General features: G+C 43.8%; 8 protein-coding genes. 2 read left to right on the forward strand and 6 right to left on the reverse strand.

What is annotated here, in order from left to right; translation table 11 throughout:
* Positions 1–8: 8 nt before the first annotated feature.
* From FGM00_RS04695 to FGM00_RS04710, 4 genes are all read right to left on the reverse strand, one after another.
* Positions 9–3,701: a ShlB/FhaC/HecB family hemolysin secretion/activation protein gene (locus FGM00_RS04695; RefSeq protein ID WP_138851793.1), complete on the reverse strand. Its 3,693-nt coding sequence runs from the start codon at positions 3,699–3,701 to the stop codon at positions 9–11.
* Between the two features lie 274 nt (positions 3,702–3,975).
* Positions 3,976–4,380 (reverse strand): hypothetical protein, encoded by a 405-nt coding sequence (locus FGM00_RS04700; protein ID WP_138851794.1) that lies wholly within the window; start codon positions 4,378–4,380, stop codon positions 3,976–3,978.
* A gap of 19 nt (positions 4,381–4,399) precedes the next feature.
* On the reverse strand, positions 4,400–4,765 hold the full coding sequence (locus FGM00_RS04705; protein ID WP_138851795.1) for a hypothetical protein: 366 nt from the start codon (positions 4,763–4,765) through the stop codon (positions 4,400–4,402).
* Positions 4,766–4,912: 147 nt separating this feature from the next.
* Positions 4,913–5,194, reverse strand: coding sequence for a hypothetical protein (locus tag FGM00_RS04710; RefSeq protein ID WP_138851796.1), 282 nt, complete (start codon positions 5,192–5,194; stop codon positions 4,913–4,915).
* 212 nt (positions 5,195–5,406) lie between these two features.
* Here FGM00_RS04710 and FGM00_RS04715 point away from each other — a divergent pair, with 212 nt between their 5' ends.
* Positions 5,407–8,112, forward strand: a complete 2,706-nt coding sequence (locus FGM00_RS04715; RefSeq protein ID WP_138851797.1) for a PKD domain-containing protein — start codon at positions 5,407–5,409, stop codon at positions 8,110–8,112.
* A 42-nt stretch (positions 8,113–8,154) separates the two neighbouring features.
* Here the strand turns inward: FGM00_RS04715 and FGM00_RS04720 are convergent, their stop codons facing one another.
* Both FGM00_RS04720 and FGM00_RS04725 read right to left on the reverse strand, forming a co-directional pair.
* Positions 8,155–10,890: a T9SS type A sorting domain-containing protein gene (locus FGM00_RS04720; protein ID WP_138851798.1), complete on the reverse strand. Its 2,736-nt coding sequence runs from the start codon at positions 10,888–10,890 to the stop codon at positions 8,155–8,157.
* Between the two features lie 291 nt (positions 10,891–11,181).
* The gene (locus FGM00_RS04725; RefSeq protein ID WP_138851799.1) at positions 11,182–11,724 is read right to left on the reverse strand and encodes a YceI family protein; all 543 of its coding nucleotides are present in this window, start codon (positions 11,722–11,724) and stop codon (positions 11,182–11,184) included.
* A 252-nt stretch (positions 11,725–11,976) separates the two neighbouring features.
* Here FGM00_RS04725 and FGM00_RS04730 point away from each other — a divergent pair, with 252 nt between their 5' ends.
* On the forward strand, positions 11,977–12,813 hold the full coding sequence (locus FGM00_RS04730; protein WP_138851800.1) for a formate/nitrite transporter family protein: 837 nt from the start codon (positions 11,977–11,979) through the stop codon (positions 12,811–12,813).
* Positions 12,814–12,821 lie beyond the last annotated feature (8 nt).

The following is a 12,821-nucleotide window of genomic DNA, read 5'->3' on the forward strand; positions in this document are numbered from 1 at the left end:
CTGTTGTATTAAAAGCCGAAACCGAAACCGATTTGAATGATATTCCCGTCCACCGAATTAAAATACCCGGCACTAAGACCAAAAGAGCTTAGACCGCTGACCCAAATACCTCCACCTTGTGAGTGATGCCATACGTTCGAAGTATCGTTCGATACCCAAACCCTACCGTAATCAAACCCTCCGAACAGACCGATGGTCAGAGGCAGTATGGAGGTTCGTACCCTTTTAAGACGTAAACGCAGGTCGGTACTCTGATAGAAATAGGATTTTCCGGTGAAACGTTCGTCCCTGAATCCCCTTAAACCATTCTGACCCCCGAGAGAAGGTGCATGGTAAAAGAAAAAATCGTTACCGATATTGGTCATTCCTTCGAACTCTGTACCAAAGACCAAATCCCCCGATTTAATCAGTTTTTTGGAGAACGCAAGTTTCAGTCTGGCGTATCCGAAACGATTATTGTCCAATTGGGTATTCTGTCTATATCCACCTTGGAATTCCAACAAGAATCCACGAGTGGGAAAATCATTCGCATCGTCGTTTTGATACCTTATACCGGCTTCCGCCCCGATATAGTTCTGGCTTTCGAAAACTTCTGGAGATAGATTGGTCCTATTGAAAATACGATCATCAAATTCATTGATTTTGAAATTCTCATAAACTGCGGATATACGCAACGTTTGAATGGCCAGACCTGCCCGCACCTTGTAGTTCTGCATTACCGAACGATAAAAGTCCAAGTCAAGGGTATCTTCCAAATTTTCCGTTTCGTTGCCGAAACCGAAATAGTTTATAGAATATCTGTTATTGGTCAAATATCCCTCCAACTCAAGATTCCATTTTGGGATGATATTGGCGAACGTACCTTGATAGCGCGCATCAACCCCTTGAAAAATGGAATAGTAATTGGCCGAAAACAAGTGTTGTTGTTTAAAGGGGTTTCCATTGAATCCGTTCACCGTGTAGATATCGGTCAAGCCCAAGGTAAAACCGTCATTGGTACGATAGCCAATTGCGGGGACGACGACATTGTTGTTCTCTTGATAATTACGCCAGTGGAACGAATTGGTAGAAAACTGATTGGTCAGGTTCTTACGAACGGGCATTTCAGAAAAGTCGGAGTCCTCATATCTGAAATCATAGACTTTTACCCGATCATTATTCTCGATTTGATAGGTATCTTCCCCATAGCCACCGATCAATCTTATGAATATCTCATGGTCTCCCTCTCCGCTAACAATGAATTTATCCGTATCGTTTAGGCCATAGATCCAGATTTCCTTGGTACGTTCCTTGTCAAAGACTCTTTCATAGAATTTCTCATTCGGGTCATCGGTAAGATTTCTACGCAAAACGATTTTGGTCTTGCCATCAGCTTGTCGTTCCACCTGAATGATATCATCTTTATTGGTGCCATGAAGAATAACCCGTTTCTCTAAGTATTCACCGTATTGCTCAGCGTACTTATGTAAATCCTTAAGTCTTTGCTTAAAGTTGTTCTTAACTTCTTCGGATACTTCATCCTGTACTTCTTTTGGTAAAATCCCAAATGCTTTTTCAATGGCAGCGTCACTTATGTTGGCCTGCATATTCATGGCTTCTTCTATCCATAGTTCCTTTCCGTTTTTGGTCACCAATACATTATCCAACAAATTGCCTTTATCATTGAGCCATTTCAGGTTTTTGATTTCCGGCTCATAGGTCTGCCATGAACGAATCAAGGGTGTAAACCATTGGATGAAGGGTACGCCTATGCCATCGAATTTAGGAAAGGCGTTATCACGGTCACGGGGTATGGCCACGAATCTCTTATCGTCATCGTTTATTTCATATTCGCCCCAGCGATACTGGTCTGCATGTCTATCCCAATCGCCTATGAGCATATCGAACAACCGTGCCCTGACCACCGACCGTTCATCTACGGAGTAAGATTCGTCTTCCTCCAATTTCGATAGCATATCTTCGGTGCTCTCAAACGCCTTTATGCTTCCGGCCTCATCTGGAACGGAAACCGTATAGCCCTCGTAATCGATCCATTTTTCGGAGGGTCGCTCTTCGATAAAATAGAGGGCATCCCCATACACCTCATTGTATTGCCCTAATGTCTTTTGTTTTGGAATATAGAAAAGCTTTGGCGTGGCATGGTTGATTTCGGCTGCTTCCGACAACGGTCCAATGGGTAATGTGAGATAGGGGTGCGAAGTGGTGAAGAAATCGTAAATGATTTTCTCGGTTGCGGAATCCTCATATTCGTCCAAATTATAGGCAGCACCAAAAAGATTGAACTTTAAGATACGGGCGGCGTTTTTGTCGAGGGACCGCATGGCATATTCCTTACCGTCCTTATCTTCTAATCGTAGGTTATATGATTGATGCCCGCCACCTTTTTTAACGACCTCTAGACCTCCATAGAGCGTGTCGAGGATAGCCACCGGGGCGGTTACTTCTTCGGTAAAATACCTACGGTAGCGCTCTCCCCATATCGTTTTGTACAAACCCGACTTCTTCAATATTTTTTCGTCGCCCACAATAGCACTTTTGATTTCCTTTTGAGCAATGGGGGAATAGTCCTGGTTTGCTGATTTATCCGGAAAAGGCTCGTGCACCGAAAGGGTATTGGTTTCCTTTGCGGTCTTAAAAGTTACTTTAGAGGATCCGTCTTCAAAATAGTCCAATCGAGCATAACCGTTTTCACCGAAAGTATATTTGCCTTCAAATTCGAGACTTCCGCCCATGGTCGTGATGGATTCAGAGGTGCGATGCGTGGCGTCCTTTTCCGTAACAGACCCACTGATAATCTGATGTGTTCCGTTCTGACCTACCAAATACTGTAAACTGTTTTCATGACCTGAAACGAAGGTCACGCGTTCGGACTCTTGGGCGAGAAAACTCATTAAAATTGCGTAGGCGTTGTACCTGTTGTTGGTGATTGATTTCGGGGAAAATCCGGCCAAGCTTCCATAGTTAGTGATTGCCGCCCCCAGAAAAGGTATTGGTAGCAATTGGCTTCCGAAAGTATGCTGACCGGCATACTTGCCGTTGCTGAAAACCGGGTGGTGCATGGCGATCAGCACGTTTTTATCCTGTGCGTCGTTGATATAATTCTGAAGCTTCTCCAAGAATTGTCTTAGGGTAACAATATCAGGGCAATCCTGATGTATGCCTCGTATTCTATCCCAATCGGAAATCAACCATGTAGAATTAACGATAATCATATCGAGGTTATCATCGATATGTTTTCGCTCTAGCGGACAGTTGTTTTCTGGCTCGAAATCAACGGTTTTCCAATCCTTTGACTCCACATATTTTTCGAACTTTTTGATGGAATCGACTTTTTTTGACTTCCACTCCTCGTCACCCAATAGAAAGTAAGCCTGGTCACTAGCTTTGGCCAATCCCATCTGCTGTTCTATCGATGTTATTGCCTTATTGCCATAATCCCCCAGAAAAAAAATGGTGCTTGGGGTGTTGGTTTTCTCGATTTCTTCTTGCGCCTGAAGTAACAAGGGGTTTGTCGCTTTCTCTTTGTCGGCTTTGTATCCACCGAATAAATAAAAGGAATGACTTATTTCTTTTGTAATCGGTTCATTTATTTCAACTTCTTCCGCCACATATTTTTTAGATGTGGCGCAGCCAAAGATGACAAGAAAGAGTGAAAAGTATAATATGCGAGAGGTCCAAGACCGCCTTGTGAAAATTTTCATAGTACAGATGTTTAAGTAAGGGAGGTATTGCCCGAACCCTTAATACGAGGAAAGGTACTTCGGGACTTAATTCTGAGAGGTGTACTAATTCAAGAGAACATGCTACTTTTTTAGTAAAAGCCAATTCCTCAGGTACTTTCGGCCCAAATGGCTACATATTACTCAGTATGGCCACGGTCACCATAAGAACGAACAAGACTACTATGAATAGATTATACCTTCTTTTCCGAGCCTTGTATTTTCGTCGCAGTGACATCCCTAGAGGTTTATAGCTTTAAGGTCGAAAGATATCGAAATAGCGATCTCTTGACTCGTACATCAAATAGACCTGTAGAAGACCTACGAAAAGTGCCGCAAACTGAGTGGAAGGATCCATTCTGAAGTGAAAAAGAATTCCGTTCAGCGTTATGGGAAACATAACGACCAGCATCAGGGCCATATAGCGGTTGGTAAACAATGCCAAGGCGGTCAGTATTTTAACGGTTCCCAAAATGGGATAGAAATAGCCTGCCTCACCTAAAATGGTCAAAAAACGTGTAGCCAATTCGCCTTGTTGGGGATTCGGTAGGGGCATAAACATGGCAAACATATTAATACCGTTGAAGAGCAAGCCGGCTCCCAATAAAAATCTGACCACGATAATCGCCCATTTTTTAATTTTACTTTTCTGTTCTGTCATAATGCCAATCTTTAAAGTTTTAGTTGAATCCAAATTTGTGTTTGATATCTTCCCAAAAAGAGAGGAAGCCGGTATCGTATTTTGCAAGTTCTTCTTGATGCTCTGCCAACTCTTTTTTTGTAATTAAAATTTCCGCATCCAAACGAATTGCATCCAGTATTTTCTCCGCATTCTGTGAACCGAAGATTGCAATCTCTTCCCTGACCCATTCGATTTGTTTGTCAATTGCCGCCACTCGGGCCTTCAAGTGTCGCTCTACTGCGCTGTGACGATCCAGGAACTTTAGATACAGTTCGTTGTAAAAATTATCCGTCGTGCCGTAGTACATCTCTATGTTATCCTGCACGTTCAACGCTTCGTTATGTAACAGTTTTTTACCTGTCATATCTCAAGAGAATTCTCAATTCTGAAAGCAAGGATGGTTGCTTGTTTAGTTTAGGTGAAGATAGTCTGCCTTTGAACGGTGGAAATACAACTTTTTACAGTAATCGTATGACTTATTGAAAGCTTCTTGGAGCATACCACTTTCGCATCAACTATTCTTTGAATTGGGGTAAAGTCTTAAACAGGCCTTTATCCAAATACACTCGGTAGTCACTTTTTGATTTTGCAGTTCGAGATGTCTTATTACGGTTCTAATTGCGGCTAGGAGGAAGCCAGTTTCCTCGGCGATGTCGTTGAATATCGTTTTTCTCAGGTGGAATTCATTTTCGGCACATTCCTCATAGGCCACATGAACGAAAGCGTTCTGAAGGGTCATTTCAAACCGTCTTAAAGTTTCATTATTGAAAAACGTTCCATTCAAATCTGTCATACTTGGCGTACTGCTATGGTTAAAATTGAACCAAAACAAGAAAAGTACCTTACTACTTTTTCATGTATTCTTAAGACTAATTCCTTATAAGGCCCTAAATCAATTCGCTTGACTTTCCTATAACTTGCATTTTATCGAAAAGCGTCCGATTTACAAGTTCCCCAAACAATATAACCGGTATACCTAAGTTGTAAGATTCAAGACCTATTGTGATGCCCGTACCCAAACTTTCGATGTACTTTATAATGGCGATTACCTATATGGCTCATTCTTTTATGAATGGTCAGGGAAGCATTACAATGCCGATAGAAGTTTTGGGCCAAGAAGGCGTGGCCGAAAAAATAGATTTCCTGCTTGAAGAACCCGCCGAAGGCTCGGTACTTTATCTACGCTGTAACAACCTTTCCTACGATGGGAAGGCCAGTTATAATCTAAACGGAAATGGTTGGGTAGACTTCGAGGACTCCCACGTCATTGGCAAAGGGGCCGTCTACGGTGGCATTGATGGTGGCCATCATACCATAGATCTTCAAATACCTGTAGCCCCCGCTTCGTTGGATACTAATAATGTGATTCGGTTTCGATTTAATTTTTCGGATGGAATATCGATAGGGTATCGGGTTCTTGCGTTCAATATATTGGATAGCTCGGGGACTGCCCTGATTCCTGCTGAAACCTTTATAGATGCAAATCCGAATCTTGACCCGATTGAATTGCCAATGGATGCCGCGACCGTAGCCGCTGGTAAAAGTCTCTGGGAAACTGCGGAACTATGGAATTCATACAAGCCGGATGCGAAAGTTATCAAGGCCAAATGCGCCAGTTGCCATGCCACCGATGGTAGGGACATGAAGTATTTCAATTATTCGAACAAGTCCATCATCGAGCGTTCCAAATTCCATAAACTAACCCATGAGGAAGGGGAGCAAATTGCAAGTTATATCCGTTCGTTGGATGTTCCCGCTCCCGAACAGGCCAGACCTTGGAATCCACCCTATCAACCCGGCCCCGGATTGGACGAGAAACCGGTTCAAGAATGGGCAGCCGGTGCGGGATTGGATGCCGTATTGGAAAATGATGAGGATATGCTGCCCTATCTTTTCCCAAAGGGAACCTCGGAAGACGAGATCGAAAAAGTCCTGGGCATCAAAAGCACCTTGAACATGAGGGAACTTCCCGTGGCCATCCAATTCCCGGACTGGAAGCATTGGTTGCCAGAGGTACATCCCGTAGACATTTGGGGAGAGCTTTTTGAGGAAAGTTATGGTTATCGCGCTTATAGTACTCTTTTGGAAGCCCTGGAAACGGATGGTCCCGACGTGCTCTTAGCCAACGGAAGGCTCTTGGAACTCCTAAATCGATTCAATACCGATACGCACAGTTTCGTCGGCGTACGTGGGCCACAACCCTGCAAGAACAATGGCACCGCCAATAGTGTTGGAGGACTTAACGGAGCGCCCGGCTACGACTGTGAGGACAAATCGCTTGCGGTCATGCACTGGTTGGCCGTCAAACTATGGGATATCATGCAGACCTACGGCCTGGAGAATATTTCGGATCAAGCGTATACCTACGGTGAAAAATATTCATGGATAGGTTCTAACAGTTCCGTTTTCGATCTCGCCCCGCACCGCAGTGCGAACAATTCGTTCAATTTTAAAGACCAAGACCGCTTGGTGGGTGCCTACACGAATACAGCATGGTACCAACTGGAACTTATTTTAAACCCCGTGCACCGATCACCACAGAATCACAAACCCATCGACTGGAAATACCAGATGGACCATTTGTACTACAACACGAGGGAATCGGGCGAAATGCACAGTTTACGATACTTAACGACCGTTGCCAAAATGTGGCAAAATCTCGATATGACAGGCCCTGATGGACTTGGGGACGACAACGGCCCCAATAAAGAGGGATGGTGGTTGCATCACGTTCACCCAAGAAGACTATATAGCGCCCATGGGTCTTTTTTGGCAGGAAACGAGGCTTTAAGACGTGAGATGTTGGCACATTTAGATAACATCGATTATGATTTAAGACGAAAAGTGACAAAAGTGTTGTTAGCCGATTTTGTGGATAAAACACTCTCGTACGACCCGGAAGAATTTCCTAGGGAGACCGCCGAGGGTCCGCATCAAAATACCATTGATCCCAAAGATTACGTTCCCGTAGATTATGACCCCAATAAGGGCGAGTTGTTTTTTGATGGAGGAAAAGTGGCCGACCAATTTTACCGATTGATTCCCAGGCTTAAAAATGAAGTACGGTTGGAACCGGAAACGGTGAATCGAATGGTAGATTGGTGCAAGGTTATGTGGCCCAATGGCGACTGGGACCAATTTAAAATGGATGAACTACAAAATCAACTGCCGCTACCCGACATTACAGTAGTTGGCGACAGTTTGCAGATAAACAAAGAAATCGTATTCAGCGCCGAACAATCAACAGATCCGGACGGCACCATAGTTTCCTATGAATGGGATATGGGAGATGGCGTCCAATACGATGAAACAATCTCTGCACATATTTATTCGGAAACAGGTCTTTACAAGGTCAATCTTAAAGTGACGGATGACGACGGGGAAACTTCTGGTACCTCTAGTTTTATACTCATCCTGCCGGAAGATTTTTTTGATAATGATAAGGAGCCCGAGTCAGAGGCCACGGATATGTTTATCTACCCTAATCCGTTCAATGGCGGAACCCTATTCATTTCTTCGTCGAGCGATATTTATGGGGCGCAAATCTATTCGATGGAAGGGAAACTTATGACGAATATCAACCTTTCCGGAAAACCCGCAGAATTCTCGGCGCCCCAACTTTCTGCGGGAATCTACCTGCTCAAACTTCAGTATTTGGATGATGATACGAAGACCGTCACTCAAAAATCCCTTAAAATTATCGTGAATTGATTATTCTTTTTTAAGGATTCATTTCCATGATTCACTAGACCGCTAATGTTGGACGATAAGTTGCCCGCTCAATTTTTTTCCATTTGAAAGGGTAGTTACCACTATATATATTCCGTTCGTCAGGTCCGAAACATCTATAGCCGACTCTTTATTCGCTGTAAGTTGTTTTAGCAGTCGACCTTCGTTGCTATAAATATCGAATGTTTGTAATTCTAAATCACTCTCGAATGTCACAGTCGTTCCCGCCGGATTCGGATACATGGTTAAGCCGTTCAAATTTTGTACTGAGGTTCTTAAGGCAGAAGCCGCCAGTACATCGATACCTGTTTGTTCCAATAGGGCTACATTATTGGCCCAGTTTCCTCCAATAGGAGTCAGATATGTGACCCATTTATAATCCGCGACACCGGTAGGCAGGCTATCGGGCATCGTCATTTCAAGGGTTGCTTTGTCGGCCCCGGACTGCACTTCGAAGCTCTGGTAGCCATAATCCGACCATGGCGACCTGTTCAATTGAAGATAAGCAACCATGCGTTGAGTTTCCGAGGCAGAATAATCTACGCTGATGGTATAACTTTCTCCAGGTGAGACCTGTGCTGGTACTATTAAATTCGTTAGACTATCCTCGAAAACTTGTTCGGGAATGCAGGATACGCCAGCCTGTATGACGATACCCGTTTGCTCTTCCCAGTCCAATCCCGAAGGCGTGCTGAAAGCCGTCCACTTATAAGCCCCTTCTGCGAGCGGAATGTCTTCGTTCACTTGAAAATCAAGGGTCACCGTGTTGCTGCCACTGACTACCGGCACGCGAGCAGCCCCATAGTTCGTCCATGGTGACTCGTTCAGCTGTAGTATTACGACGATATCACTTGCAGCCTCAGCTTCGTGTACGACCTCTATGGAATATGTTTCTCTCGGGGTAACTTCTTCAGGGGCTGAAAGTGAAACGATTTGATTCTGAACCTCTTTCCTTACCCACCATAGATCACCATAAGGTTCGATTTTGGTGAAGTCCCCGTCCGCAGTCCAGGTGGCGTACATATTTCCGACAATTCCCTCAACACCTTCCGCTGCCTGTTGCCACCTATCGTAGTTTACATTAACGTCGCTGTCATAAAAAGCGCCAACAATTTGCTTAAACTCTTTGTCCGAGAAAAATTGCAGCGAGGCGGCTGCCTTCTCGGGAATATCTACGGTTTCCCACCAGTTGGCAATAGTTACCTTGTCGGCATTTAAGGTCAACCAAGATTTGTCCAAGGTATTTTTGACCTGATAGTAAAAGGCGTTGGCATTGTGGTTGGGATCCACCATATCGCTCCAAAAATAAAATTGTCCATCGGGTGCTATTTCGAACAAATCTTCAAAAGCGACTTTGATACTTTGTGCCAAGGCAGCACCTGAAGTGGTGAAATTGTCCGCATCGGCTGGTTCCCATCCTCCGGTCCTGATTTCCGAATAGTTCAATAAAAAGCCATCAGGTTGATAGGTATCTTGTAAACTTTGGTGGACTTGGCGCATGCGTTCATAAGTCTCGGGATTGTTCCAAGAACAGGAAACCTGGCCGGCGGCGGTCGGTAGACCGTGATAACCGTTGATGGTCACAATGTCGCCCTCCTTGATTTTACCGTTATTGATGATTTGTATTTTGGGAGGCGCATGCTGTGTATCAAAATCTCCTGGATAACCGGAGAAGCCTAATTTTGTATCCAATGGAACGGCCACATCTACACCGAAATCAAGTGGAGAACCGTTTTGGAATTGTACGCTTTTCGGCAAATCTTCCCTATTCAACCAATTTAAAGCGGGGGTATCCAGAATTTCAACATCGTCCCACCAAATTTTGCCCGTAGTACCTCCATAGACCGCGAGGGCCAAGTTTACCCTAATAGCTTCAAGACTGTTGAAGGCGATCCTGACCTCTGTCCAGTCCAAAGTGAGTTGATTGGGGCTTTTAAAATAAGAGCGGCCTCCATCGTCTTTTCTGGTTGTGGATAGTTGTAAACTTGTGAGTTCCCTATCATGATTGTCTTCATCACGAATTAAGGCCAAGAGATTGTCCGCCGTAAGATTTTCGGTCTTTACCCAAAAACGTAAGGTGTACTGATGAAATGGAACGACCTTAAAAGTCGTGAAAATTCGCGACGATTCGCCCCCTTTTCCTTCGGCCCGAAACGAAGCTTGTCCTGATCGTTTTACTTGTGTATCTATGAAAGTGCGTGTACCAGGGGCATCTTGAAAGCCCCAATCGGTCACTAAATTTCCGGAATAGTCTTCAAAATCCCCATTGAACAGCTCAGATGAATTGACAGGTACCAATTCGCCGTTCTCGGCCCTTAATTCTTGATTTTTGATCGGGTAACCCGTAGTAAGGTCAGGATTATCCCCAATTAAGGAACCACAAAAGCCCATTACAGTGGTCATGAATATGAGATCCATGTCCCTTGCTCTGACGCCATCGGAAAACGCTTTCATTTCTTGGTCCCACTTTGCGCCCGCAGTACCATTTATTCCAAAAATATTGGTCTTTGAATCAGCGAAAAAGATGGTGTTGGCGCCCTTGGCTTTAGCGCGATCCACTAATGCCAAAAGATCTTCGGCGGAATCTAGCGCTAGATTTGCTACGATTTGCATTCCACGAACATTGTTGTCAATTGAAATATCATCCAATTCAAAAACGGGTTCATTTATCATCGGTTCAAATTCACTGGACCTCTTCAAAGAATTGTTTCCAAGAAGGAGAATGCTTAAGAGAATAATGGAAGACGTAAAAATTTTCATGGTATATCAGATTTAAGGGGTTACATTCCAAAATATGCTGCGCTATGATTAATTTTTTCGTCCTGCAGCACTTCGTTGAAAATAAAGTCTTGCCTGGAACGCGGTAATAAATCAGCGTGCAACATTTTACCTCGCATTTCGGTTCGAGGTAGTTAGCTTAAGATAACTCGTTTGGAAAAGTGGTTTGGTACTCGTGGAAGGTCTTATTTATTTACGGCGAAAATCGGTAAATAGACTTTTCATACTACATTAAGCCTAGTTATTCATTCGTAGTACCATTTTTACCTGAATTTATTCAAATGGTTCCTCAGGGAGAAGTTCCAAAAACATATGCAGCGATACAACATGCGACCAAGTTTGAGTGCCCTCAGGCGTCTCTTCGTACCACCGCATTCCATAGTCGGTACTTAATAGTTGACCCGTTATTTCGAATACGATTTTAGTCGGTCCGTTTTGGTCGTTAGCGGTAATTCCCAAATGTGCCGTGAGCGAGGCGAATTTTGAAATTCCGGTAATGCTCAGGTTGCCTTTTATGATGTAATGAGCTGGGTCAATTTGCACTATTCGATTGGAAACAAAAACGATATCCGGATGATTCCCTACGTCTAAAAACTCAGGGGAGCACAGTTTGCTATCACGCTCTTGATTTCTTGTGTTTACACTTGAGGCTTTGGCCTGCAAGCGAAAACTGGCATCCTGAAAACCGTCAGGATTGGTTTGAAGTACATATCCCGAAAAAAGTTCCAATTGACCGACTATCTTGGGAATATTTAGATGATATAAATTGAAACCTACTTGCGAACGCGACATAGCTACTTTCCATTTTTTTTTCATCGCCCCGTTTTAAAAAGGTATTTGGCATTTACAATAAGGTCTTATTTTCCTCGATAGTCGAAGAAGCTTCTCTAATGGTGATATGGGTTCATAGAAATCAAGCGTTTAATGTTTTGCCAATCGATTCTAAATGTATTAAGTAACGGCCGCATGAAAATGATACGAATTAGCGTTATGACTTCACTTTTTAATGTAAAAAGAGCTAGTTCCTGGGCGAAGGCTTATTTTAGATTTTGAACAAATTCGTGGACCATGAGCCGGAAAATCAATGAGCAGGATGTTATTGATACTTATGAACACCAAGAAGGTAGCACGAACCGTCAAAAATCGCAGGAGGAGATTCTGGTGGAACAGCTTTGTGAAGGCATGGAGGCCTATAAACAGCAGAACTCTAAAGTGTTTATAGGTTCAGTAGCCGCCGGTCTTGAAATCGGATTCAGCTATCTATTGATCGTCGTACTCTACACCTTCTTAGAGGATAAATTTTCTGCCCATACCATACCTTATCTGGTGGCGTTTGCCTATCCTGTCGGATTTATCATGGTAGTTTTAGGGCGGTCCATTCTCTTTACCGAGCAGACCTCATTGTTGGCACTACCCGTGCTGCATGGTAGACGTTCGGTACTACAGCTGTTGCGTTTGTGGGGGCTGGTCATCGCAGGAAACCTGATTGGCGGTTTTTTCATCGCCTTGATCATCTGTTGGGTGGGGTTTGCGACCGGGATTATTTCTCAATACAGTATAGGGGAAATAGCGGGACATGTTACCGAGGCTGAACTCTATGTCATTTTCGGTAGTGCCGTGCTCGCTGGGTGGTTGATGGCATTGCTCTCGTGGCTGGTCACCTCGTCAAACGAGACTATTAGCCGCATTTTCGTTATCTATATGATCACCGCCATTGTAGGTTTTGCAGGTTTTCATCATAGCATTGTCGGAAACATTGAAGTATTGGCCGGTCTTTTGTTTACCGATGACATCCTGTTTTCGACCTATGTCGGGTTTCAGACAACCGCGCTTATCGGTAACGCCTTTGGAGGTGTAGTTTTTGTAGCCTTACTAAAATACCGTGCCTTTACCGCAAATTATTAAGAAATATG

The sequence above is a fragment of the Aggregatimonas sangjinii genome, from assembly GCF_005943945.1.
GTDB lineage: Bacteria > Bacteroidota > Bacteroidia > Flavobacteriales > Flavobacteriaceae > Pelagihabitans > Pelagihabitans sangjinii.